Source organism: Pseudomonas sp. FP215, assembly GCF_030687795.1.
In the GTDB taxonomy this organism is placed as follows: Bacteria; Pseudomonadota; Gammaproteobacteria; order Pseudomonadales; family Pseudomonadaceae; genus Aquipseudomonas; species Aquipseudomonas salmasensis.
The window spans coordinates 5,418,038-5,444,187 of record NZ_CP117447.1; the positions used below are offsets into that span (position 1 = coordinate 5,418,038).

Genomic DNA, 26,150 nt, shown 5'->3' on the forward strand with positions numbered 1-26,150 from the left:
CCTTCTATTTCAGATGCCACTCACTTTAGCCATCGACGAGCGTTGCGACTAATATCTTCAAAGCTTGCCACCCATCTCAAAAAGGCATGACTTGTGATCTCCACTCGCCAACTGCGTTATTTCGTCGAAATCGCCGACAGTGGCAGCTTCAGTGCCGCGGCCGAACGCCTGTTCGTGGCGCAATCGGCGTTGAGTCGGCAGATCAAGGCGCTGGAATCCCACCTGCAAACCCCGCTGTTCGAACGCACTGCACGCCAGCCACGGCTGACGGCCGCCGGCGAAGCCTTCTACCCACGAGCGCGCAACCTGCTGAGTGAGTTGCTCAAGGCCAGCGACCTGGCGACGCAAGTGGGCCAGGGCCAGCTCGGCACCTTGGGCCTGAGCCACTCGAGCACCGTGCCAATGAGCGGCGCATTACTGCAAGGCATCAGCACGTGGCTGGAGCACTGTCCGGGTGTGTCGATGGATATCGTCAAGCTCTCATCCGAAGCCCAACTGGAGGAAATCGCCGAGGGGCGCCTGGACGTCGGCCTGCTGCGGTTGCCGGTGTTGCGCCAGCGCGAAGGCGTGCGCGTGGTGCCTTTGTACACCGAGCCGTTGGCGCTGGCAGTGCCGACGGGTCACCCGTTGGCACGCAGCGACGCAGCGGTGGAGTTGGCGCAACTCAAGGACCAAGCGTTTATCTCGATCCCCCACCCTCAGCGCGGCGGGCTGAGTTATCTGTCAGCCGAATTGTGCATGCGCGCCGGTTTTTTCCCCAAGGCGGCGCGGGTGATGTCGCGCAAGACCACGCAGTTGCAATTGATCCAGGCCGGTTTCGGTATTGCCTTGTTACCAAAATCCATGCAGGACATTGCCCCGCCCCATGTGCATTTTTTGCCCTTGGCCGACCCGGACTGCCACAGCACCGTAGCGCTGGCCTGCGCGCAAGCGCCGAACGCGTTGGTGGAGCAATTCTGTCAAACCCTGCACGAATGCCTATAAACTGCCGCCCATGATTAAAGATCCTTTTGCCCGCTTGGGCCTGGACCGCGAAGTCCTGACTGTCAGCCAGCTCAACGGCCGTGCGCGGGTGTTGCTGGAAGACGTATTCACCAATATCTGGGTGGAAGGCGAGATCTCCAACCTCGCCCGCCCGGCTTCCGGCCATGTGTATTTCACGCTCAAGGACAGTGGCGCCCAGGTGCGTTGCGCGCTGTTTCGCAATAACGCGGCGCGGGTGCGCCAGGCGTTGAAGGACGGCCTGGCGGTGAAGGTGCGCGGCAAGGTCTCGTTGTTCGAGGGCCGTGGCGATTACCAACTGATCCTCGACACCGTGGAGCCGGCCGGGGATGGTGCACTGCGCCTGGCCTTTGATGCTTTGAAGGAAAAACTCAGCGCCGAAGGCCTGTTCAGTGCCGAACGCAAAGTGGCGCTGCCGGTGCATCCTCGGCGCATTGGCATTATCAGCTCGCCCACCGGTGCGGTGATTCGCGACATCATCAGCGTGTTCAGCCGGCGTGCGCCCAACATTGAACTGACCCTGATTCCCACAGCTGTGCAAGGCCGCGAAGCGATCGCGCAGATTGTGCGAGCACTGAAACTCGCCGACGCACGCGGTTTCGACGCGCTGATCCTGGCCCGTGGCGGCGGCTCCCTGGAAGACCTCTGGTGTTTCAACGAAGAAGCCGTGGCCCGCGCAATCGATGCCTGCGTTACCCCTATCGTCAGTGCCGTCGGCCATGAGACCGATGTGTCCATCAGCGACTTCGTGGCGGACGTCCGCGCCCCTACCCCCTCCGCCGCCGCTGAGTTGCTCGCCCCGGACGCCAGCCACCTGGTGCGCCAGGTAGAGAACCTGCAGCGCCGCCTGGTGATGCTGATGCGCAACCGCCTGAGCCACAGCCGCCTGCGCCTGGAAGGCATGGCCCGCCGCTTGCGTCACCCTGGTGAGCGCTTGCGCCAACAGGCCCAGCGCCTGGATGACCTGGACATGCGCTTGCGCCGTGCGTTTGAGCGCAGCCTCAATACCCGTCGCGAGCGCTTGATCCGCCTGGAAACCCGCCTCGCCGGCCAGCACCCGGGCCGTCAATTGGCCCTCTTGCGCCAACGCCTGGACAGCCTCGCCGAACGCCTGCCCCGCGCCATGCGCGAAGGTCTCAAGGCGCGGCGCCTGCAACTGCAGAGCCAGGTGCAGACGTTGCAGGTGGTCAGCCCGCTGGCAACCCTGGGCCGTGGCTACAGCATCCTGTTGGACGAGCGCGGCCAGGCGATTCGCAACGCCGCGCAAACCCACACCGGCCAGCGCCTCACCGCGCGTCTGGGTGAAGGCCAATTGCAAGTGCGGGTGGAAGACAACCACCTGACACCCGTCACCCTTTCATTATTGGATTGATCGATGCCACGCCTACTGAGCCTGTTGATGCTGTTGTGCCTCACGTTTAACGCCCACGCCGACAGCTACATCACGCGAACCCTGAACAAACCCGTGCCCGGCGGCGTGGCCGTCGTCGAACTAGGCCCTTCGGCCACAGCGCCGAAAGCCACCTACCAGGGCAAGCCGGTGCTGGTGGTCAAGGAGCAGGACAACTGGCTGGCGATTGTCGGCATCCCGTTGACGGTCAAGCCCGGTAACGAGCGCATCAGCAGCGGGGGGCGCAACCTGCCGTTTATCGTCGGCTACAAGAATTACCCGGAACAGCGCATCACCTTGAAAAACAAAAGCCAGGTCAACCCCGACCCGGCCCAGCTCAAGCGCATCGAAAATGAGCTGGCCGTGCAGATCAAGGCTTACCGCAGTTTCAGCCCGAACCTGCCGAGCAACCTGGTACTGGATAAACCGGTGAACGGGCCGTTGTCGAGCAAGTTTGGCGTGCGGCGCTTCTTCAACGGTGAAGAGCGCAACCCGCACTCGGGCCTGGACTTCGCGGTACCGGCCGGTACGCCGATCAAGACGCCTGCGAACGGCAAGGTGATCCTGGTGGGCAATTACTTCTTCAACGGCAACACGGTGTTCGTCGACCACGGCCAGGGCTTTATCAGCATGTTCTGCCATATGTCCAAAATCGACGTGAAGGTGGGCCAGCAACTGGTACGCGGCGCAGTGGTGGGCAAGGTTGGCTCGACAGGCCGTGCGACCGGGCCGCATATGCACTGGAACGTCAGCCTCAACGATGCCCGGGTAGACCCGGCGATATTCATCGGTGCGTTTCAGCCCTGATTTTTATCCAATGCCCTGACACCGGGCATACCTCTTTCCTTACATTTGCAACCGGAACCAACCGACCATACCCCATCACTTACCTGGCGACTTACAAGGACCGTAACGACACCATTTCCATTAAGTGATGAGGTTGTTTCTATGCTTGCGCCAGCCAGTTCTACAGTCCAAAACCCTTTGGATCAGCATCAACCCTTTCCCCAACCTGCCGGAACACCGACACCCCAGCTAGAAAAAAGCCAGGCCGCCCCGGTCGTAGCGTCTTCGACCTACGCACCAGACGACTTGCCTGTACCCGATTCGCCAAGTACGCCACCTGCCACCGTCACACCTCCACGCAATAGCAGTCTCATAGAGCAACACAATGAAGCCGCCCATGCGATACAGCAGCTCTACAAAGAGCAACCGAACTTCAAGACTTTCCTGCAGCAACAACTGGCCACCCTGTTTCCCGACCAACCCCACCTCAATGTTGCAGACCTCACCTTCAAGCGTTGGCGCAAGCAAAACGATGGCAGTATAAAAACGCTGTCTGTAGAACCCTTTCTCGACGCACTGCATAAAGAAATCCAGGAACAGCTGCGTAACCCTGGGAAAAAAGCAGGCGAAGGCAACAACCTATACGGGGATTTTTTCACCCGGGGCAGCACCGGTGTGCCGCCCACCCTGGTTACCCCTTCGCACTCATTGCACACGATTGCCCAGCGCATCGTCCAATACGCGACCACGCAACAGAAGTTCTGGACCACGCCTCGCCAAAGCCCGCACAACCTGCACGTGCGAACCACACCACAGAACGAACTGTTGGCCTTGTACAAGCAGGAACTGGCAACCGTGGCCGCAGCGCGCGCCAACGATGGCACCTTGAGCCCGGCGAGCAAACAACTGATCGACACGGCGCTGCAATACCCCACTTTGGCCGCGCGGGAAAATGCCTTTGCTGACGGTGCCCGCCCTGGGGTGTACCCACTCACCGTGGATGACGGTACTGAACGGGGTGCACTGCTGGCGGGGACCTTCCTCATCACCCAGACCGACGGCTCCTTCGCGACTGAGCCCGCATGGCCTAAAGGTCGGTCCTTGGCGCTCGACGACAGCCACGGCCCGGTGGTTCTGTATACCCCCAGTAAAGGGTTCGAGGAGTTCGCCACACCCGCCCAAGCCCGCGAAGCATTGGCCAAGCGCCTTGATGACGGTGGAGTAGAGGCCGAACTGTTGTTGCAAACGCTGCCGTTGGCGCTGCAAAACCGAACAGAACAGCCCTCGGGAGATGACCTGACATGGCGCGTTGAGCCTGTGGCTGCGGAGGTACTGGCAGAGGGCATTCCGTGGATGCTCAAGCGCCAGCAAGAGGAAATCAATAAGCAGCTCACCCAGATACTGACAGCCACTACACCAGCCAACCCACTGACGGACCCGACGTCACCCCAAGCCATAGATGACGCCGCCGACTGGTCGTACCAGCTCGACAGCACCAATGCCCTGTTGGCTTACAACGCCAAGTTGATCGAAAAACAACAACCGCAGTGGTTGAAAAACCTGACCCCGGCTCAAGAAGCCATCTTCCTGAAACTGGAACAGTGGGAGAAAAAGAGTACTGACGCGTTACTGCCCCTGCTTGAAAAAATCCCGTCCCTGTCGGACTTCGCTCGCAACAGGATGAACGAGGCTATCAGGAAGCTGTACCCCACTGCGCAGATTGATGCCGATAAATTAACGGTGAACATAGACCAAACCACAACCCGGGACAATTCGACCAACTTCGTCCTAGCGGACGTGGCCATGTCAATAATGGGTAACCGCGTAACGACCTCGTCAGAACAAAAACAGCTTTCACTGACGGATCTGGCGCTGAAAAACCCCACCGGTTTTCTTCCAAGAAGTATTCAGAAAAAAACCACTATCACACTGACCCTGCCGTTGATTGACACCCAGGGCAACCCGATTCGCGATAGCCGTGGCAAGCCGATCATACTCAATGATGAGCAGCTAAAAGCCTTGATCAAGGCTGCAGATGTGGGCGGCCAATACGACAAGCTGCTTAAAAAAGAACTGGCACCTGATGCCCCTTCACCTCTACGGGAGGCGTGGAAATCCAACCTGAGCGATGCCATGGAGAAAGACGCCTTTCTCGCAGAGCTCAACCCTACGGCCTATACAGAGCAGGCCGCCGAAGACAAGAACAGCAAACGCGCAGCGCAATGGGTTACGGCAATCCTGGACCACCCCGACCCCGCCAACCGCCCCAAAGTCGATGGCCAGAACATTATCGCCAATGCCCTGTACGACTACGGACAGCCGGTTCATGGAGTGATGGTGATTGGCAACAAGGTCGATTCTTCATTGGTGCTCTACACGCCCAAGGCGCCCGACGGCATCGCGTTTCGCGAAGTTGCGGACCAGAAGGCAATGGACGCCTTATTGAAAAAAGACGCGTGGAAAGCCTATATCGCGGACAGAAAATCACCGGTCAAGAAAGATGATGTAGCTGAATTCGACGAGGTCGTCAGGGATATCCCCAACAATCCATTCACCGCCCTGGCGCCCGATAAAGTCCTGGACATAGCCGACAAAAGTACAAAGGTCATGCTCGGTGGCTCTTCACTCAAACCAATAAGGGGCAATGTCCAGGATCACCTGTACCAGCAAAACGTTCAGATGATCGTCGACAAGGCAGACCATCAATCCGTCAGCAGTGCAGAAGTGGCCAAGCAATCGTTCATCAATAAGGCCACGTTTGGCGTCGAAGTGGGAATGGTATTCCTGGATTTTTTGCCAGGTGCCGGCAAGGTCGCAAGCACCACTACTCATCTGAGCAAAGCCGCTTTAATCGCTTTGCGCGCCAACAGAAAACTGTTGCCCAAGCTCATGAAAAATCCCGGCCTGGCGCAGACGCTTTATATTGATTTCCTACTGGCTACAACCGGTATCAAGGGTGTGCGTGCAGGGCCACTACGGCCTGTCTTCAGACAGTCGACAACGGCACGCGCGCCTGCGCCACGTCAAGTGACCGGCACCTCGACGGGAACCCCGCCCAGCACACCGCCAGCCACCGCCTCTACCAGCAGTGGCTTGACCACCGTCGCCACCCCGGTCGCCCGGCCAACCCGCGACCTGAGCGCCTACACGGTGCCGAATGAGGTCATCACCGGTCGCCCGTTAAGGCCCGACGGCACGTACAACGTGGGGGACAACTGGTACGTGCGCTTTACCGACAGTACCGGAGAAAACCGGGTTTACCAGATCGACTCGGCATTCCACGCCCGCAGCGGGCAAGTCAATATCATTGATCCGAATGCCCCAGCGACGGCGTCCAGAAGCAGCAGGACGGTGGCCTCCCTGCAATCGGCGGGCAATGGCGAATGGCGCATCAATCAACTGCCTGGTGGCAGGCGGCATAGGAAAAATCACATTCAACAACACTGGAATATAAATTTCGTCGATTACCTGATCGTAGGCCTACCTGATTCAAGCACCCAACCATGCTACAGGCGCATGGCGATACGCTGGTTCAGAGAAGGGATGACTGAATCTTATGCCAATCATGCCGTCGCACCGATACCTCGCCCGAACATGCCGGCTCTGACGCCTGACGCCTCTCCCGGCGAAATGACACGTGAACTGCTGCGCGTCTCGGACGGTATCGTATTTGGAGAGAAGCACGATCAGATTTCCACCAACGTCATGCTGATAAAGAACATGCGGGGTTACGCAGATTCAGGCGTCACGACCCTGTACCTGGAGGGGGCCTACTGGAATAGCGCCAGCGGGGTGGGTGGGGTATGGCAGACGCCCGCTGATGCGAAAAAGTATGAACGCGGTACGCCTACACGCGATGACGTGCTCGCTGCCGCGCAACAACATGGTATTAAAATCGTAGGTCTCGAACATGAACATATGACGATGCACATAACCCGAACGCCCATAGGTGAAGCAGGTAACGCGGCGCACACTACTGACCGGCTGCGTGAGTTCAATTACTTTGCCAGCAAGATTATTCAGCAGCCCCCCCCTGGAGAAAAGTGGATCGCCGTAGTGGGAAGAAGGCACATGAACACCACCCAGGGCGTCCCCGGCATCGCTGAGCAAACCGGGGCCGTCAGCGTAGGCGTGTATGACGCACCGCAAGGCGCCAGCAGTAATGCCGTCAAAAACACCGGCTCGCGTCCGGCACCTGAAGAAAAGTTCGCCGCCGATGCAACGGTGGGGGACTACCAAGTCCACCAGAACGTCGACCCCTACCTCAAAACGTCTTGATCAACCTGACGACGGTGCGCTGACTGAATCAGCGCGCCACGCCACACACCTGCCCGCCTTTACCACCGCCCCCTCAAAAGCGGTGACTTCGAAGCAAGCTGTTGCACACCTCTTACAGTTGCGACAGGAACCATCCGACATTCACCACCCACCTATTCCACAACTTACACGGAGCGTAATGAGCATGACCTGACCAATGGAAATCCGAAACTTGTGAGACTCGCTCTATGTACTCTCTGACCCAAGCCTTGGCAGCACGACACGCACACCAAATCCTGACCGACTCTGCGGTTCCTGCATCCCCCGCTCTTCCCACGCCTTCTAGTACGACACAAGCGCTTGCTCGCGCTTCAACCTACGCCCCCGACACTCCCCCCGTCCCCACTTCGCCCGGCATAGCCAGCGCGCAAATGCGTTACCCCCACTTGGAGAAACATTTCAAACCCAGCAAACAATTAGCCTACACCGTTGAACACGCCCTCCTGACGGAGGACATGCAGCGCCTGCACAACCAACAGCCAAGCTTCAAAGCCTTCATACAGGCGCAACTCGAGGAAGCATTCCCCGCCGTCCGGCCTCTGGACGCCGAGACAATGAGCATCAATCGTTACCGCATTAACGGCAATGAGGTGTCACAGGAGTCATCCGAACCGCTAATGACCGCCCTGGCCAGGAGGGTCCAAGACATTCTGGCTAATCCCGACAAACTGATCAGCCCTGAGCGCGACATACACACCCAATTTACTCATCGCACCAGCCTGGACGACGATCTGGCACTGCCCGCCGCCACCACAAGCACCTTGCAAACCATCGCGCGCAACATCGCCACGCAGTACCCACAAGCAATTGAACGCTATTGGAACACCGCCAGCCCGGTGCATGAAGACCCGAGCAAGCACGAGTCGCCACTGAATCAGCTGTTGACCCTGCACAAACGCCAATTGTCGATCCTGGCAGCCTTGCGTGTCAGCGATCAAACCCTCAGTCCAGAAAGCAAAGCACTGATCGACGACGCGCTGCGATACCCCACGTTGGATGCCCGCGAGAAAAACTTCGCCGATGGTGATCGACTGGGTGTGTACCCCATCACGGTCGATGACAAAACCGAACGCGGCGCGATGCTGGCGGGCGCGTTTCTTATCACCAAAAACGACGGCTCACAGGCCCTGCCGCCTACCTGGCCGAATGGGCGCACCCTTGAACTCAACGACACCCATGGCCCCGTCGTGCTGTACACACCCGGCGAAGGATTCGAAGAGTTTGCAACGCCCGCCCAGGCACGTCAGGCACTGGCCGAGCGACTGGATCAAGGCGGCACCGCGGCCCAGCTATTGCTACAAACCCTGCCACCGGCCCTGCAAAACCGGGCTGACGGTTTCTCCGGCGATGACCTGATGCGCAGCGCCTCGCCATCGTCCGGGGATGTGTTGGCAGAAGCCGTGGCTTGGATGGTCAGGCGCCAGCAAGCAGAAACCAAGGCAGGTTTGGACAACGCATTGGCCCCAGGCAGCACCACCAGCCCTTTGCTCGACAACGCCTCAGCCCAAGGCATCGATCACGCGGCTGACTGGTCGTATCTGCTCGATGGCAGCAATGCGATGCTGGCCCGGGATGCGAGACTGACTGACAAAAACCAACCGCAATGGTTGAAGAACCTGTCTGCGGCTCAAGAAGCGGTGTTTTTGCATTTGGAGCGTGTGCAAGAGAAAAGCCTGGAGACACTGGCGCCACTGCTCGCAAAAATCCCGTCCCTGGCAGACTTCTCACGGGACAGACTGAATGCGGCCATCAAGAAGCAGTACCCGTACGCTGCGGTCGATGCTGACCAATTAAAGGTACAGATACGCACCCGCACCGGCATTCAGGGTGGGCGTGGGACTGGTCAGCCGCTTTATGACAAACAGCACTCCGTCTCGCTGACCGACCTGGCGCTGGACAATCCCAGTGGTTTTCCAGCCATCGAGAGGGGCACGTTTACCGATGTAAAAATGACCTTGGCATTGCTCGACACGCAAGGCAGGCCCGTCCTGGACGTGGCTGGCAAGCCGGTGATCCTGGACACCGACGCGCTTAAAAAGCTGGTCAATACCGTCGATGTCGGCGGCGAATACACCAAGCTGCTCAAACAGGAGATGGCCACTGACACCGAGGTTGGCAGCGCCGCGCAATTGCGTACCGCCTGGAAAGCCAACTTGGAAGACGCGATGATCAAGGAGGCGTTTTTATCAGAACTCAATCCCGACGCTTACACGGAAAAAGCCCAGCAAGACACTAGCACCAAGCGTGCGGTGCAGTGGGTTGATGCGGTAGTGGACCACCCCAATCCCGTCACGCGCCCCCACGTGGATGGAAAAAACATCGTGGCCAACAGCCTTGTCCACCGTGGGCTGGCGGTGCAAGGCGTGATGGTGATCGGCAATCAGACGGACTCGGCATTGGTGCTTTACACCCCCAAGGCTCCCGACGGTATCACCTTTCGCGAAGTGGCGGACCACAAAGCCCTGGATGCCCTTCTGGCTAAAGGTGAGTGGGCGTCCTATATCGCAAAAAGAAAATCACCCGTCAGTAAAGATGACATCGCGCAATTCAAGGAAGCCCTTAAAGAAAAGGCATACAACCCTCTGACGCTGATCTCCCCTGAACTGATCATTTCATCGGTCAAGCTACTGGGCAGTGCGATCAGCCTGAAGCCGATCGAAGGCGATGTTCAGGAACACCTGTACACACAACACGTACAGATGGTACTCGACCGAGCGGATCATCAGTCGGTAAGCAGCGAGGAAGTGGCGAAGCAATCCGCCCTCAACAAAATCGAGTTCGGCCTCGAAGTGGCCTTGATCTTCGCGGACCTGATACCCGTGATCGGTAAAGGGGTGTCCTCAGGTGTTCGATTGGGTAAAGCCGCTGTGACTGCGCTGCGCGCCAATAGCAAGATCTTGCCGCACTTGATCAGAAAACCTGGCTTGGCGCGCACGATCTACAGTGACTTCAGTCTGGCTGCCACCGGCATCTCCAATCTTCGTGCGGCCCCCATGCGACCGGTATTCAGAGCCACCGGCCAAGCCGGCCCGCTTGTGGCACGCTCGGGCCCCAGAGCGCTGCCGGCGCCCGCCATCCCTCCCACGGCAGTCGCCTCCACCAGCAGCGGCGTCACCACCGTCGCCACGCGCCCCTCGACCACCGTCGCCGTGCCAAACCGCGACCTGAGTGCTTACGCCGTAGCCGACGACGTCATCCGTGGGGCGCACCTAGGGTCCAACGGCACCTATAACGTCGGTGGTAATTGGTATATACGGTACACCGACGTTACCGGAGAAAACCGGGTTTATCAGATCCACTCAGCGTTCCACGCCTCCAGCGGGCGGGTCGATATCATCAACCCCAATGCCCCGGCGACGGCTTCCAGAAGCGAGAGGACAGTGGCGTTTCTGCAATCGGCAGGAAATGGTGAATGGCGGCTCAATCAGATGACGGGTGGCGTTCAACCAGGCAATGCTCTGCCCCAAGCCCCTGAACGATATATGGATAGAGTGCTCTCGGGGGCAGCTGCCGATGACTTTGTAAACCCAACGGATGCGACAGTCAGAACTATCCGCAGATGGCACAGGCGCGATATGAAGGCCCACTACAAAAAACTCCGAAAAGCAGGAGCGACTCAACGGCCTTCCGTACCTGCACTGACGTCCAAGAGCACCTCACCGAAAACGGCCATTGAGAATATTCTTTCTCAACCGGGAGTACGCGGCATCGTAATCGGTGAATCACACAATGACCCTGCACCTTTTCAACTGCTGATTGATCAGATGCAAACTTTCGCCAATAGCGGTGTGACCACCATTTACCTTGAAGGCGCCCCGTTTATTGAAGGCTCTTCGAGATTAAATGCTTCGGCGTTAACAGAGGCTCATGCTCAATACCTGTCACCTCGCCACTATGACCCCGAATATACGGGCGGCCCCACGATGCTGGACGTCATCATCGAAGCCGGAAAACACGACATTAACGTCATAGGGCTCGAGCACTACGAATTGACCTTGCACTCAGGGAAGGCCGCCGCATGGAGAGCCCACCCCGGTTACCTGAACGAACGCCTTCCAGAGTTCAACTATTACGCGTCACAAATCATCCAGAAAACCCCACCTTGGGAAAGATTCGTGAGCGTTGTGGGTAGCGCGCATATGAATAATTTTGTGGGTGTGCCGGGCATCGCGGAACAGACCGGAGCGGTCGGGATATCCGTATCATCCGCCTTGAAAGGTACCTCAAGCCGAGTTCGTCAGCCTCCCCATACCAAGCCTGCCCCGATCAAACTCACGCGGGGCGGCAACTTTCGACCCGTGGGAGACGTGAACATCGAATACAACATAGATGGCCTGCTCGTCTGAGGGCTCGTTGCAAACACCACCACGCAGCCTTTGGGCTGCGTGACCACTATTGCTTACAAAAAACCAAACAGAGAATAAATATTAGAAAACCTGCAAATACCAACAATAAAAAACCAACAAAGCAGGAAAAAATAGAAGTTATACCAATTTTTTTTTCGATGCTTGCCATCCCTCAGTCTCGCGGTTAGGGTTGACTGCATGAAAACCTCTCACACCCTCATTCAGCTCCGCCAGCACCGCAGCCTGTGCCTCGTCAGCGCACGACTGCCAGGCTGAATCGATCTGCCTCGTCTTCACGTTTTATCCCCAATAACAGTGCTACGGCAGGCCGCCTTTTCTCGGCCCCTACAACCAAGGATTTCCCGATGAGCATGCTCAAAGACCCGTCTTCGAAATACCGCGCGTTCCCGACCATCGACATCCCGGACCGTACCTGGCCGTCGAAAACCATTACCCAAGCGCCGATCTGGTGCAGCTCCGACCTGCGTGATGGCAACCAGTCGCTGATCGAGCCGATGGACGCGGTGAAAAAGCTGCGCTTCTGGAAGACCCTGGTGGCCGTTGGCGTGAAGGAAATCGAAGCCTCGTTCCCGGCCGCTTCGCAAACCGACTTCGACTTTGTGCGCACCCTGATCGAAGACAACCACATCCCCGAGGACACCACCATCCAGGTGCTGACCCAGGGCCGTGAAGACTTGATCGCACGCACCTTCGAATCCCTGCGCGGCGCCAAGAAAGCCATTGTGCATTTGTACAACGCCACCTCTCCGTCGTTCCGCCGCATCGTGTTCAACCAAGACAAGGACGGCATCAAGGCCATCGCAGTCAACGCCGCCAAGCTGTTCGTCAAATACGCTGCCCAGCAGCCGGAAACCCAGTGGACGTTCGAATACTCCCCAGAGACGTTCAGCGCCACTGAGCTGGAGTTCGCCAAGGAAGTCTGTGACGCGGTGATCGAGGTGTGGAACCCGACGCCTGAGTACAAGATGATCCTCAACCTGCCCGCCACGGTTGAATGCGCCACCCCTAACATCTACGCCGACCAGATCGAGTGGTTCGGTCGCCATATCAACCGTCGTGACAGCGTGATCATCAGCCTGCACACCCACAATGACCGCGGCACTGGCGTGGCGGCCACCGAGTTGGGCCTGATGGCCGGCGCCGACCGTGTGGAAGGCTGCCTGTTTGGCAACGGCGAGCGTACCGGTAACGTCGATCTGGTCACCGTGGCGCTGAACATGTACACCCAGGGCCTGGACCCGCAGTTGGACTTCTCCGACATTGACGGCGTGCGCAAAGTGGTCGAGGAGTGCAACCAGATCCAGGTGCATCCACGTCACCCGTATGTCGGCGACCTGGTGCATACCGCGTTCTCCGGCTCGCACCAGGACGCGATCCGTAAAGGCTTCTCCCAGCAGAAAGACGATGCCTTGTGGGAAGTGCCGTACTTGCCGATCGACCCGGCGGATATTGGCCGCAGCTACGAGGCGGTGATCCGCGTGAACAGCCAGTCGGGCAAGGGCGGCATCGCCTACCTGCTGGAGCAGGAATACGACATCAGCTTGCCGCGTCGCATGCAGATCGAGTTCAGCCAGGTGGTGCAGGCCGAAACCGACCGCGTGGGCCTGGAGATGACCGCGCCACAGATCTACGCCTTGCTGCAGCGTGAATACCTGCAAGCCAACACGCCGTATGCGTTGGTCAGCCACCGCCTGCAGGAAGAGAACGGCAACAGTTTTGTCGAGGTTGAAGTCTCGGGCAAAGGCCAGGGCGAAACCAATCTGCACTGGAAAGGCAAAGGCAACGGCGCACTGGAAGCCCTGGTGGCCGGCTTGCCGATTGGCGTGGAGATCATGGACTACAACGAGCACGCGATTGGTGCGGGTACCAATGCCAAGGCGGCGGCTTACATTGAGCTGCGCGTGAACGGCGAACGCCCGGTGCATGGTGTGGGGATCGATGAAAACATCACCACGGCCAGCTTCAAGGCGCTATTCAGTGCGCTGAACCGTTCGTTGAGCCAGTTGGAAGCCAAAGCGGCGTAACTTTATCGCAGCAATGCAAAAGGCCCCTGGATGAGAATCCAGGGGCCTTTTTGTTCGGCGTCAGAGTTGTATTGTTTGTGGGGCCGTCATCGCGGGCAAGCCCGGCTCCCACATTTGGATTGCATTTTTCAGGTAACCCCAATCAACTGTGGGAGCTGGGCTTGCCCGCAATGAGGCCCTTGCAGGCGACAGATAAGCCTTAGACAAACTGAAAGCTATCAGCATCCAGATTCGCCGGGAATCGTGTACGGTAAGCCGCCAGCTCCGCCGCATCCAGGATCACCTGGAACACCCCATCCGCCTCCCCTGCACTCAGCAACGTCTCACCCTGGAAATCCAGCACCTGGCTATCGCCGGTGTAGGCAAAGCCCTTGCCGTCGGTGCCTACACGATTCACCGCCGCCACATAGCACAGGTTTTCAATCGCCCGTGCCGGCAACAGCCGATTCCAATGCTGACGCCGAGCACCCGGCCAGTTGGCGGTGTACAGCAGCAGGTCCGTATCCTGGGCGTCGCGGCTCCACACCGGGAAGCGCAGGTCATAGCAGATCAACGGGCGAATGCGCCAACCCTTCAATTCGAACTGCACCTGGCGCTCGCCTGGGGTGTAATGGTCATGTTCACCGGCCATGCGGAACAGGTGGCGCTTGTCGTAATGCAACACCTCGCCATCCGGCCGCGCCCACAGCAGGCGGTTGCGGTGGCTGCCATCGGCGGCCTGGATGATCACACTGCCCGTTATCACGGCCTGATACTTTGCCGCTTGGGCCTGGAGCCAATGATGGGTGGGGCCGTTTTCCGGCTCGGCGAGGGCTTCTGATTCCATGGAAAACCCTGTGGTGAACATCTCCGGCAGCACGATCAAGTCGGCGCCTTTGGCCTGCTCCAGCAGCAACTCAAAGTGTTCGAAATTGGCCTGGCGGTCATGCCAGGCCAGGCTCGTCTGCACCAGGGCAATGTTCAGATTCGGCAATGTACTCAGATCACGCATAGTTTTTGCGCCGCATGTCGCAGCGTCTCCTCGCGTTTGGCAAAGCACAGGCGCACCAGGCGCTGGCCTTGGGGTGGGTGCTGGTAGAACACCGAAACCGGGATGGTCGCCACGCCATGTTCGCGGGTCATCCACAGGGACATGGCCACGTCATCCAGGTCTGGGCGAATCTGCGAGTAATCCACCAGTTGGAAGTAAGTGCCGCTCACCCGGGTGAAGCTCAAGCGCGATGGCGCCAGCAGGTCGCAGAACAAGTCCCGTTTGGCCTGATAGAAGGCCGGCAGTTCTTCGACATGCTCCGGGTGTTCGGCCATGAAGTCCGCCAAAGCGTACTGCAAAGGGGTGACGCCGCAGAAGTTGACATATTGATGCACCTTGCGCAGTTCGGCGCTAAGGGCCGGTGGCGCGACCACATAGCCGGTCTTCCAGCCTGTGACGTGATAGGTCTTGCCGAATGAGCTGACCACGAACGCGCGCTGATACAGCTCCTCATGGGCCAATACACTGACATGGGGCACACCGTCGAACACCAGGTGCTCGTAGACCTCATCGCTGACCAGGTAGATATCGCGGTCGCGGATCAGTTCGGCCAACTGGTCCAGCTCGGCACGGCTGATCAAGGCGCCGGTGGGGTTGTGCGGGCTATTGAGGATGATCATGCGCGTACGCGGTGAAAGCGCCGCCTTGAGTTTCTCGAAGTCCAGGGCGAAGCCTTGCAGGCTCAGTTGCACATGCACGCAACGACCACCGGCCAGTTCAACCGAAGGCTCGTAGCTGTCGTAGCTGGGGTCGAATACGATGACTTCATCGCCGCTGCGAATCACCGCCTGGATCGCGCAGAAGATCGCTTCGGTGGCACCAGGCGTGATGGTCACTTCAGTGTCGGCATTGACTGTGGCGCCATAGCTGCGGGCAATCTTGGCCGCCACTTGCTGGCGCAGCGCCGGCAGGCCAGTCATGGGGGCGTACTGGTTATGGCCGAGGGCGATGTGCTTGCCCACTGCATCGAGCAAACCCTGCGGGCCATTGAAATCGGGAAAACCCTGGGACAGGTTGAGCGCGCCGGTTTCGGCGGCGAGTTGTGACATGGTGGTGAAAATGGTCGTGCCGACGTTTGGCAGCTTACTGGTGATCATCAAAAGCCCCTGCAGGTGAGCCTCAAGTTTTAAGCTGCCTATTGCATCGGGTCAAGGCACAAACGGTCGCGCACAAAAAAGGGCTCCAAAGGAGCCCTTTTTTGCAGCGTGCCGCTTACCACTCAAAGCTGCCGTTATTTCTTGTCACGGCGCTTCTTGTCGGCCTTCTTGTGGTGAGTCATCAAACGACGCTTCTTGTTCACCTGACGGTCGGTCAGTGTGTTCTTGTTGCCTTCGTATGGGTTATCGCCACCTTTGAACTCGATACGGATCGGCGTACCGACCAGCTTCAAGACACGGCGGTAGGTGTTTTCCAGATAACGCACGTAGGACTTGGGCACCTTCTCGATCTGGTTACCGTGAATCACGATAATCGGCGGGTTGGCACCACCCAAGTGGGCGTAACGCAGTTTGATTCGGCGGTTGTTGACCATCGGCGGTGCGTGCTCGCCCACCGCGTCTTCCAGGATCTGGGTGAGGCGGTTGGTCGGCCAGCGGGTGACCGCAGACTTGAACGAGTTCTGTACGGACGCGTAGAGGTTGCCCACGCCAGTGCCGTGCAGTGCCGAGATAAAGTGGATATCGGCGAACTCGACGAAGAACAAGCGGCGTTGCAGCTCGATCTTGACGAAATCACGCTCGCTCGGCGTCATGCCGTCCCACTTGTTGATCGCGATCACCAGCGCGCGACCGGCTTCCAGGGCAAAGCCCAGCAAGTTGAGGTCGTGGTCCACCACGCCTTCGCGGGCGTCCATCACGAAGATCACCACGTTGGCGTCTTTGATGGCTTGCAGGGTTTTGACCACGGAGAACTTTTCAACTTCTTCGTGGATCTTACCGCGCTTGCGCACACCGGCCGTGTCGATCAGCGTGTACTTTTCCTCGTTGCGTTCGAACGGAATATAGATGCTGTCGCGGGTGGTACCGGGCTGGTCATAGACGATAACGCGGTCTTCACCGAGCATGCGGTTGACCAGGGTCGACTTGCCGACGTTCGGACGGCCAATGATGGCGATCTTGATACCGTCTTTTTCGCTCGGGCCCGGAATGCGCTTGGCTTCCTCGCCCTCTGCAACGATCTCTTCTTCGCCTTCTTCTTCCTCGACGTCATCCTTTGGGAAGTCGCGCAGGGCGATTTCCAGCATCTGGGTGATGCCACGACCGTGAGCACCGGCGACCGGGATCGCGTCGCCCAGGCCCATCGGGCTGAATTCGGCACGGGCCGCCTCAGGATCGATGTTGTCGATCTTGTTGGCGACCAGATAGGAACGCTTGTTGCGCTTGCGCAGGTGCTCGCCAATCATCTGGTCGGCAGCGGTGTAGCCCGCACGGGCGTCCACCAGGAACAGCACCACATCGGCTTCTTCGATAGCGAGCAGCGACTGCTCGGCCATCTTTTCGTCCATGCCATGCTCGTCACCGGAGATACCACCGGTGTCGACAATAATGTAGGAGCGCCCTTGCCACTTTGCCTCACCGTATTGGCGATCACGGGTCAGACCGGACAAGTCGCCGACAATGGCGTCACGAGTCCTGGTCAGGCGGTTGAACAAGGTGGACTTGCCGACGTTAGGTCGGCCCACCAGGGCGATTACGGGAACCATGCGGCTCTCCACTTCGTTATTTCAGAAAATACAAAAGCCGCTGCAGGGCAGCGGCTGGTGCTCGGGGCGGCATTTGAAATGCCACATGCCCTGCTCTGGCACTACTACTGTAGGAGCGAGCTTGCTCGCGCAAAACCCGAGAACGACGCGTTTATCCAGAAAACCCGCGTTATCGTTGACGTCCTTCGCGAGCAAGCTCGCTCCTACACAGAGCATTGAAGCAGGGCCGCCTGGGGGTTACCCCAAGCATAGTCAAACCTTTACTTGATGGTCAGGGCTTCCAGCTTGCCGCCGTTGCCATACACATAAAGCATGTTACCCACCACCAGCGGACGCGCACGCAGGCCGTCGCTGTCGATACGCTGGCGACCGACAAAACGACCGTCTACCTGGCTCAGCAGGTGAAGGTAGCCTTCGAAGTCACCCACCGCCACGTAGCTGGAGAAGACTTCCGGTGCCGACAGTTGACGGCGAGCCAGGGAGTCATTGCTCCACAGTGCAGTGGTGGAACGCTCATCGACACTTTCAACGGTGCCGGATGCCAAGCTCACATAGACGCTGCCAAACCCTTGGGCGACACCCGCATAGCTGGAAGCATCACGCTGCCAGTTGATGCGGCCGCTTTGCAGGTCCAACGCGGCAACACGGCCTTGGTAGGTGGCGACGTAGATCGTTTCACCCGACAGCAGCAAGCCGCCGTCGATGTCCACAACGCGGTCCAGTTCGGAACGACCTTGTGGGATAGCCACACGGGTTTCCCAGGCCGGCACGCCGTTCTGGGTATTGAGGGCAACCACTTTACCGGTCGACAGGCCTGCAACGGCCAGGTTGTTGGTCACAATCGGACCACTGGTACCGCGCAGGGTCAACACCGCAGGGGTGCTGTCGTACAACCAGCGTTGGTCACCGGTGGAGGCATCCAGGCCGATCACGCGGTCGTCCTGGGTTTGCACCACGACGATATCGCCGTTGGTCGCCGGGGCCGAGAGCACTTCACTGGTCACGCGAGCGCGCCATTTCTCTTCACCGGTGCTGGAGTCCAGCGCGACCACGTCACCCTTGAGCGTACCGATCAGCACCATGCCGTAGCCGACGCCCACACCGCCGGAAACCGGCAGTTCGAGGTCTTTCTTCCACTTGACGTCGCCGTTCATGCGATCCATGGCAACGACAACACCAGTGGAATCAGTGGCCACGATGTTGTCGCCGTCAATCGCCGGCTGCAACAGGTTGTAGAGGTCGCCCTGCCCATCACCAATGGATTGGCTCCATTGTTTTTGCAGGACCACTTCTTCCTTGAAGCTGGTCAGCTCGGCAGGAGGCAGTTCTTTTTTGCTGTTGCTGCTGCAACCCGCGGCCAAAATGGCCAGAGCCAGCAATGCTGCATGTTTCCAACGGATCACGTCACGCATCCCCTTTGGCCAAGTCGTCGAGCTTGATTTGTAAGCCACCGACCGCCGCTTCATCAGACAGCGCCGCCTTGGCTTTTTGGTACGCAGCATAGGCTTCGTCGGTACGACCCAATTGGACCAACAGGTCGCCCTTGAGCTCTTCGCGAGTGGCCACGAATGCCTTGTCAGCATCGCCGTCGAGCAGTTTGAGTGCTTCGTCAGCCTTGTTCTGTGCCGCCAATACCTGTGCCAGGCGCTGACGTGCGATTTCACCCAGGGTCGGGTTGGTCGGCTTGTCGGCGATGGCCTTCAGCTCGGTGGCCGCGTCATCCAGCTTGCCGGTGTCGACCGCGACTTTCGCGACGAACAGGCTGCCGTACTGGGCGTAAGTGCTACCGCCGAATTCGTTCTTCAGCTTGCCGGCCAGGTCTGCTACCTGCGCAGGGTCAGGCTTGCCGTCCGGGGTCAGGGTAGTTTCCAGCAATTGCTGATAAACGATCGAGGCACCTTGGGACTGGTTGGCCTGATACTTGGTCCAGGCTTGCCAGCCGAACACCACCACTAGCGCCAGCAGGCCGCCTGTGACCAGGGGCTTGCCGTTACGCTGCCACCAGTCCTTGAAGTCGGCCAGTTGCTCATCATCAGTACTCGACACCCCAATACTCCTTAATCGCTAAATTCGGCTGTTCGACAGCTTCAACCCTGCACAACGCAGGTGGCCAAGTGCGCAGCGAGCGCATCAAAGGCAATGTTCTGTTGTTCGCCCTGGCCACGCAGGGGTTTGAAACCTATCACTTGCTGGGCCAGCTCGTCATCGCCGAGGATCAGTGCGTACAGCGCACCGCTCTTGTCGGCCTTCTTGAACTGGCTCTTGAAGCTACCAGCGCCGGCATTGACCTGCAGGCGCAGGCTCGGCAGTTGGTCACGTACTTTTTCGCTCAAGGCCAGGGCCGCCAGTTCGGCAGCCTCGCCGAAGGCGCACAGGTACACGTCCACCTGACGGGAAATCTCTTGCGGGACCTGCTCCAGGGTTTCCAGCAGCAGGATCAACCGCTCGATGCCCATGGCAAAGCCCACGCCCGTGGTCGGCTTGCCGCCCATTTGCTCGACCAGGCCGTCATAGCGACCACCGGCACACACGGTGCCCTGGGCGCCGAGCTTGTCGGTGACCCACTCGAACACGGTCTTGCTGTAGTAGTCGAGGCCACGCACCAGCTTGGGGTTGATCACGTAGGGAATACCGGCTGCATCCAGGCGAGCCTTGAGGCCCTCGAAGTGCACACGGGACTCGTCGTCCAGGTAATCGGCCATTTTCGGCGCATCGACCAGCACGGCCTGGGTGTCGGCGTTCTTGGTATCCAGGACGCGCAACGGGTTGGTCTTCAGACGGCGTTGGCTGTCTTCGTCCAGTTTGTCCAGGTGGGCCGACAGGTACTCGACCAGGGCTTCGCGATAACGCCCGCGGGACTCGCTGGTGCCCAGGCTGTTGAGTTCAAGCTTGACCGCGTCACGAATGCCCAACTGGCCCCATAGGCGCCAGGTCAGCACGATCAGCTCGGCGTCGATGTCCGGACCGTCCAGGTTGAACACTTCGCAACCGATCTGGTGGAACTGGCGGTAACGGCCTTTCTGCGGGCGCTCGTGGCGGAACATCGGGCCGATGTACCACAGCTTCTGGGTCTGGCCACCACCGGTGATGCCATGTTCCAGTACGGCGCGCACGCACGCGGCAGTGCCTTCCGGACGCAGGGTCAGGGAGTCGCCGTTGCGGTCTTCAAAGGTGTACATCTCTTTTTCGACGATGTCGGTCACTTCACCGATGGAGCGCTTGAACAGTTCGGTGAACTCGACGATCGGCATGCGGATCTGCTTGTAACCGTAGTTATCCAGCAGGCGCGCGACCGTGCTTTCGAAGTAGCGCCACAGTGGCGTCTGCTCGGGCAGGATGTCGTTCATGCCACGAATGGCTTGCAGAGACTTGCTCACATCAGATCCTTAAATTCGGTCAATCAGCCGCGAGCGATCAGCGCTGCGTCAGCGGCGACCTTCTCGGCCGCTTTCTCGCGGATCAGCTTTTCCAGCTCATCCACCAGATTGTCATTCGTTAGCTTCTGCGACGGCTTGCCGTCGATGTAAATCAGGTTCGGTGTACCACCGGTCAGGCCCACGTGGGCCTCTTTGGCCTCACCCGGCCCGTTGACCACACAACCGATCACTGCGACATCCAGCGGCACCAGCAGGTCTTCGAGGCGCAACTCCAGGTCGTTCATGGTTTTCACCACGTCGAAGTTCTGCCGCGAGCAGCTCGGGCAGGCGATGAAGTTGATACCACGGGAACGCAAACGCAGGGATTTGAGAATGTCGTAACCGACTTTCACTTCCTCTACGGGGTCTGCCGCCAGGGAGATGCGAATAGTATCGCCAATCCCTTCGGCGAGCAGCATACCGAGACCCACCGCAGATTTCACCGTGCCTGAGCGCAAACCGCCCGCTTCGGTGATACCCAGGTGCAGCGGTTGCACGATTTCCTTGGCCAGCAGGCGATAGGCTTCTACGGCCATGAACACATCAGAGGCCTTTACGCTGACCTTGAAGTCCTGGAAATTCAGGCGTTCCAGGTGTTCAACGTGGCGCAGTGCAGACTCAACCAGGGCTGCCGGCGTGGGCTCGCCGTATTTTTTTTGCAGGTCTTTTTCCAGGGAGCCGGCGTTGACGCCAATGCGGATCGGGATACCACGATCCCGGGCAGCGTCCACCACGGCACGCACGCGATCTTCACGCCCGATGTTGCCGGGGTTGATACGCAGGCAGTCCACACCCAATTCGGCCACGCGCAATGCGATCTTGTAATCGAAGTGAATATCGGCAACCAGTGGCACCTTGACCAACTGTTTGATACGACCAAAGGCCTCGGCTGCGTCCATGTCCGGAACGGACACCCGCACGATGTCCACACCCGCCGCTTCCAGACGGTTGATCTGGGCTACGGTGGCGGCCACATCGTTGGTGTCGCTGTTGGTCATGCTCTGCACTGCGATGGGGGCGTCGCCACCCACCGGCACCGAGCCGACCCAGATCTTGCGCGATACGCGACGTTTAATTGGAGATTCGCCGTGCATGACTATTGTCCCAACTTGAGGCGAGCAGTCTCGCCACTGGTGAACGGCGCCACGTCTACAGGCTGGCCGTTGTAGGCCACTTGCGCGCCACGGGCGAAGCCCAGACGCAGCGTCAAAGGAGGCTTGCCGCCCTGGTCAAGCGTATCTCCCTTACGCTTCAAACCACTGAACAGCACTTTGCCGTTGCCATCGGTGACCTGCGTCCAGCAGTCAGCGATGAAGGTAATTTGTACGCGCCCGTCACCGGCGATCAATGCCGGGGTGGTGGGAGGCGACATCGCCGGCGCTGCGGGTGCGGCTGGCGCAGGGGTCGCAGGTGCTGGTGTCGGAACCACCGGAGCCTGGGCAACGGGTGCTGCTGGAGCGGTCGGAGCAGCCGGGGCGGGTACCGCAGCCGTCGCAGCCGGGGCCGTGCCAGCGTCTGGCGCGGGTTGCTCGGCAGTGGCAGGCGCTTGCGGCGCGGCTTGCCCTTCTACCACGGCCTGGTGTTCCGGCTCGTCCAGGGGGTGAATCTGGGTGGTGCCGTCGGCGCTTTCGACTTCGACATGTTCCATGGCGTTGCTGGTCAGGTCTTTGTTGCGCTGGGAGGTCTGGTCTTGCCACCAGACAAAACCGCCGCCGACCACGGCAATCAGCAACAACAGGCTGACAATCCGCAAAATGGTGTGGGAAACCCGCGTTGGCTCTTCGATACGCCCCAACCCATGGACATTACTGCCCTGGGCGTCGGTACCGGTGAACTGGTCGAACTCCTGGACCAGCACGGCCTGGTCGATACCCAGCAATTTGGCATAGGCGCGGATATAGCCGCGGGCAAAGGTGTGCCCAGGCAGCTTGTCGAACGCGCCAGCTTCCAGGTTGGCCAGGGAGGTGCTGGTCAAATTGAGCTTGAGGGCCACTTCCGCCAGCGACCAACCATTGCTTTCGCGGGCCTGGCGCAAGGTTTCGCCTGGGTTGACGCGATTAGCTGCTACATCTTCCGGGTGCGCGGCTTTCATCATTGCTCCGACAGGTATTGCTGATATTCCGGCGTACCGGGATAGAGTCGTTCGAGTTGCTGGCCAAAACGTGCGGCCGTGTCGTGTTCTTCATGAACCGTCGCCAGGCGCACACCGAGCAATAGACTACGTGCATTTTGCCCGCTGAGCAGGCTAAAACGCTCGTAATAGTCACGTGCCGGCACATAATGCCTGTCTTCGTAAGACAACTCAGCCATTTCGAGCAATGCCCGTGGCTGGCGACTATTCAAATGCAGGGCTTTTTCCAGTTGCTGGCGGGCGCTGTCGCGTTGGCCGAGGCGCATCGAGGTCACACCGAGGTTCTCGAACACCCGCGAACGCTGCGGGTAGAGGGTATCGATGGAAGCTTGCTGGAAATAACGTGACGCCAGGTCATACCGCTTCTGCTCGAACAGGAAACTGCCGTAGTTGTTCAGCAGCCGCGGGTCGGCAGGACGGGAGGCCAGGGCCTTGTGAAAATAGCGGTCGGCCAGCTCGGGCTCGGCCTGGGCCTGAAACACCAGGGCCAGCGCGGCATTGGCATCGGCATCATCGGCGTCCAGCTCCAGGGCCTTTTTCAAGGGCACCTTGGCCTGCTCGCTCATGCCTTGGCGCAGGTACCCCAAACCCAGTTGCACATAGGCAACTCGCGCCTCATCACGGCCTTTATCAGTGCGCAACGGGCTGTCATGGCCCGATGAAACGCAACCGGCCACCAGGCCGGTAAAGAGTAAAAGCAGCGCAAGGCGCAAGGGCATAGAGATCCTCTCTCAGATTCGATTCACAGCGATTTGCGGTAAATCTTCAGCGGCGTTAAGTTCGCGCACGGCGATATAACGTTCACTGCGGCGGGTGCGGTCCATCACCTGCCCTACCAATTGGCCACACGCGGCATCGATGTCTTCACCACGGGTGGTTCGCACAGTGACGTTATAGCCGGCCTGGTGCAGTTGATCCTGGAAACGACGGATGGCGTTGTTGCTCGGCCGCTCGTAGCCAGAATGGGGAAACGGGTTGAACGGGATCAAGTTGATCTTGCACGGGGTGTCCTTGAGCAATTCGATCATCTCGACCGCGTGCTCCAGCTTGTCGTTGACGTCCTTGAGCATGGTGTACTCAATGGTCAACACACGCTTTTCACCCAGGGTCGCCATATAACGCTGGCACGACTCGAGCAACATCTTAAGCGGATACTTCTTGTTGATCGGCACCAATTGGTTACGCAATGCGTCATTAGGTGCGTGCAGCGACAACGCAAGGGAGACGTCGATGTGCTTGGCCAGCTCATCGATCATCGGTACCACGCCGGAGGTCGACAGGGTCACACGGCGCTTGGAGATGCCGTAGCCCAGGTCGTCCATCATCAGGTGCATGGCCGCAATCACGTTGTCGAAGTTCAGCAGCGGCTCACCCATGCCCATCATCACCACGTTGGTGATGGCACGGTCGACGGTCGCCGGGACGCTGCCAAAGGATTTGTTGGCAATCCACACCTGGCCGATGACTTCGGCGGCGGTGAGGTTGCTATTGAAGCCTTGCTTGCCGGTGGAGCAGAAACTGCAGTCCAGGGCACAGCCTGCCTGGGACGAAACGCACAAAGTGCCGCGTTTGCCCTGGGGAATGTACACGGTCTCGACACAGCTGCCAGACGCCACGCGCACGACCCACTTACGGGTACCGTCGCTGGAGATGTCCTCGCTGACCACTTCGGGACCACGCACCTCGGCAATGGCCTTGAGCTTGTCGCGCAGGGCCTTGCTGACGTTCGTCATGGCGTCGAAATCGTCGACGCCAAAGTGGTGAATCCACTTCATTACCTGACCGGCACGGAAACGCTTCTCCCCGATTGAGTCGAAGAATTTCTCCATTTCCGGCTGAGTCAGACCCAGCAGGTTGGTTTTAACAGTCGATGTAGTCATGGATTCACCCTCACTCTTTAAGCCGATGCTTAGCGAGCGGTTACTTCAGTAGCAGCGAAAAAGTACGAGATTTCGCGAGCAGCAGCAGCTTCGGAGTCCGAGCCGTGAACAGCGTTGGCGTCGATGGATTCAGCGAAGTCAGCACGGATGGTGCCGGCAGCCGCTTCTTTAGGGTTGGTAGCGCCCATCAGCTCACGGTTCAGAGCGATGGCGTTTTCGCCTTCCAGAACCTGAACAACAACAGGACCGGAGATCATGAAGGCAACCAGGTCGCCGAAGAAGCCACGAGCGCTGTGCTCAGCGTAGAAGCCTTCAGCTTCAGCCTTGGACAGTTGCTTGAGTTTCGAAGCTACAACCTTCAGGCCGGCTTTTTCGAAACGAGTGGTGATCTCGCCGATGACGTTTTTTGCAACAGCGTCAGGCTTGATGATGGAGAAAGTACGTTGAACAGCCATGGTGTAACTCCAGAAACGGTAATTTACGAAAAATTAAACCCGCGAATTATACGCGGGTTATTGGGTATTGCCTAACTGCGTGAGGGAGGCGTCAGTCCTGTTCTTCTTTCCAGGCAGTCTGGATAGCTTCCAAGACCTTTTCACCGCCACGATCACGCTCATCTTCGAACCCGGGCAATGCCATGACCATGTCACGCAAAGCTACAAAGTTCAGGGAGTAAGGATCCAAATCCGGGTTGCCATCAGCCAACAGGATAGCGATCTCTTGTACATCAACCCATTTAAGACTCATGACACTTCCTTGAATCAATGCGGCGCTTCGGCCGCATGGTTAAGCGAATATTTCGGGATTTCGACGGTGAGGTCTTCAGTCCCCACTTTCGCCTGGCAACTCAGGCGCGACGTCGGCTCCAGGCCCCACGCCCGATCAAGATAGTCTTCTTCCAGGTCGTCAGCCTCATTGAGGCTGTCGAAACCTTTACGAATGATGCAGTGACAGGTGGTGCAGGCATTGACGCCGCCACAGGCACTTTCGATCTCGATATGGTTGTCATGCGCGACGTCGAGCAGGGACTTGCCGGTCTCAGCCTCCACGACCATGCCCTCAGGGCAATGTTCGGCGTGCGGTAGAAAAGTGACCTGCGGCATCAG

At 58.9% G+C, this 26,150-nt stretch carries 19 protein-coding genes; 6 read left to right on the forward strand and 13 right to left on the reverse strand.

From position 1 onward, the window contains the following. Positions 1–93 precede the first annotated feature (93 nt). From PSH76_RS24530 to leuA, 6 genes are all read left to right on the forward strand, one after another. On the forward strand, positions 94–984 hold the full coding sequence (locus PSH76_RS24530; protein WP_305493042.1) for a LysR family transcriptional regulator: 891 nt from the start codon (positions 94–96) through the stop codon (positions 982–984). A gap of 10 nt (positions 985–994) precedes the next feature. After that, entirely contained in the window at positions 995–2,374 is a 1,380-nt protein-coding gene (xseA, locus tag PSH76_RS24535) for an exodeoxyribonuclease VII large subunit (protein WP_044268078.1), read from the forward strand. A 3-nt stretch (positions 2,375–2,377) separates the two neighbouring features. Next, on the forward strand, positions 2,378–3,199 hold the full coding sequence (locus tag PSH76_RS24540; protein WP_305493043.1) for a M23 family metallopeptidase: 822 nt from the start codon (positions 2,378–2,380) through the stop codon (positions 3,197–3,199). A gap of 285 nt (positions 3,200–3,484) precedes the next feature. Then, a complete protein-coding gene (locus tag PSH76_RS24545; protein ID WP_305493044.1) occupies positions 3,485–7,456 on the forward strand; it encodes a membrane-targeted effector domain-containing toxin in 3,972 nt (1,323 codons plus the stop codon). Positions 7,457–7,881: 425 nt separating this feature from the next. After that, positions 7,882–11,841 (forward strand): membrane-targeted effector domain-containing toxin, encoded by a 3,960-nt coding sequence (locus PSH76_RS24550; protein ID WP_305493045.1) that lies wholly within the window; start codon positions 7,882–7,884, stop codon positions 11,839–11,841. Positions 11,842–12,206: 365 nt separating this feature from the next. Continuing rightward, on the forward strand, positions 12,207–13,886 hold the full coding sequence (gene leuA / locus PSH76_RS24555; RefSeq protein WP_305493046.1) for a 2-isopropylmalate synthase: 1,680 nt from the start codon (positions 12,207–12,209) through the stop codon (positions 13,884–13,886). Between the two features lie 199 nt (positions 13,887–14,085). On the opposite strand, the gene PSH76_RS24560 is transcribed toward leuA, so the two are convergent. From PSH76_RS24560 to fdx, 13 genes are all read right to left on the reverse strand, one after another. Further along, the gene (locus PSH76_RS24560) at positions 14,086–14,877 is read right to left on the reverse strand and encodes an amidohydrolase (RefSeq protein WP_305493047.1); all 792 of its coding nucleotides are present in this window, start codon (positions 14,875–14,877) and stop codon (positions 14,086–14,088) included. After that, entirely contained in the window at positions 14,865–16,013 is a 1,149-nt protein-coding gene (locus PSH76_RS24565) for a pyridoxal phosphate-dependent aminotransferase (RefSeq protein WP_305493048.1), read from the reverse strand. Before PSH76_RS24565 ends, PSH76_RS24560 begins: the two co-directional genes overlap by 13 nt. A gap of 134 nt (positions 16,014–16,147) precedes the next feature. After that, a complete protein-coding gene (der, locus tag PSH76_RS24570) occupies positions 16,148–17,617 on the reverse strand; it encodes a ribosome biogenesis GTPase Der (RefSeq protein WP_003194008.1) in 1,470 nt (489 codons plus the stop codon). A gap of 260 nt (positions 17,618–17,877) precedes the next feature. Continuing rightward, entirely contained in the window at positions 17,878–19,029 is a 1,152-nt protein-coding gene (gene bamB / locus PSH76_RS24575) for an outer membrane protein assembly factor BamB (protein ID WP_032895394.1), read from the reverse strand. Next, the gene (locus PSH76_RS24580; RefSeq protein ID WP_032895393.1) at positions 19,022–19,663 is read right to left on the reverse strand and encodes a YfgM family protein; all 642 of its coding nucleotides are present in this window, start codon (positions 19,661–19,663) and stop codon (positions 19,022–19,024) included. The genes bamB and PSH76_RS24580 overlap by 8 nt, the downstream gene beginning before the upstream one ends. A gap of 41 nt (positions 19,664–19,704) precedes the next feature. Continuing rightward, positions 19,705–20,994, reverse strand: a complete 1,290-nt coding sequence (gene hisS / locus PSH76_RS24585) for a histidine--tRNA ligase (RefSeq protein ID WP_032895392.1) — start codon at positions 20,992–20,994, stop codon at positions 19,705–19,707. A 23-nt stretch (positions 20,995–21,017) separates the two neighbouring features. After that, positions 21,018–22,127, reverse strand: a complete 1,110-nt coding sequence (gene ispG / locus PSH76_RS24590) for a flavodoxin-dependent (E)-4-hydroxy-3-methylbut-2-enyl-diphosphate synthase (RefSeq protein ID WP_003175952.1) — start codon at positions 22,125–22,127, stop codon at positions 21,018–21,020. 2 nt (positions 22,128–22,129) lie between these two features. Continuing rightward, positions 22,130–23,125: a RodZ family helix-turn-helix domain-containing protein gene (locus tag PSH76_RS24595; protein ID WP_305493049.1), complete on the reverse strand. Its 996-nt coding sequence runs from the start codon at positions 23,123–23,125 to the stop codon at positions 22,130–22,132. Beyond that, positions 23,125–23,883, reverse strand: a complete 759-nt coding sequence (pilW, locus tag PSH76_RS24600) for a type IV pilus biogenesis/stability protein PilW (RefSeq protein WP_305493050.1) — start codon at positions 23,881–23,883, stop codon at positions 23,125–23,127. Before pilW ends, PSH76_RS24595 begins: the two co-directional genes overlap by 1 nt. A gap of 12 nt (positions 23,884–23,895) precedes the next feature. Next, on the reverse strand, positions 23,896–25,044 hold the full coding sequence (rlmN, locus tag PSH76_RS24605) for a 23S rRNA (adenine(2503)-C(2))-methyltransferase RlmN (RefSeq protein ID WP_003194014.1): 1,149 nt from the start codon (positions 25,042–25,044) through the stop codon (positions 23,896–23,898). Positions 25,045–25,073: 29 nt separating this feature from the next. After that, positions 25,074–25,499, reverse strand: a complete 426-nt coding sequence (gene ndk / locus PSH76_RS24610; RefSeq protein WP_003175956.1) for a nucleoside-diphosphate kinase — start codon at positions 25,497–25,499, stop codon at positions 25,074–25,076. A 91-nt stretch (positions 25,500–25,590) separates the two neighbouring features. Next, a complete protein-coding gene (gene iscX / locus PSH76_RS24615) occupies positions 25,591–25,791 on the reverse strand; it encodes a Fe-S cluster assembly protein IscX (protein ID WP_003194015.1) in 201 nt (66 codons plus the stop codon). 14 nt (positions 25,792–25,805) lie between these two features. After that, entirely contained in the window at positions 25,806–26,147 is a 342-nt protein-coding gene (gene fdx / locus PSH76_RS24620; protein ID WP_032895388.1) for an ISC system 2Fe-2S type ferredoxin, read from the reverse strand. Positions 26,148–26,150 lie beyond the last annotated feature (3 nt).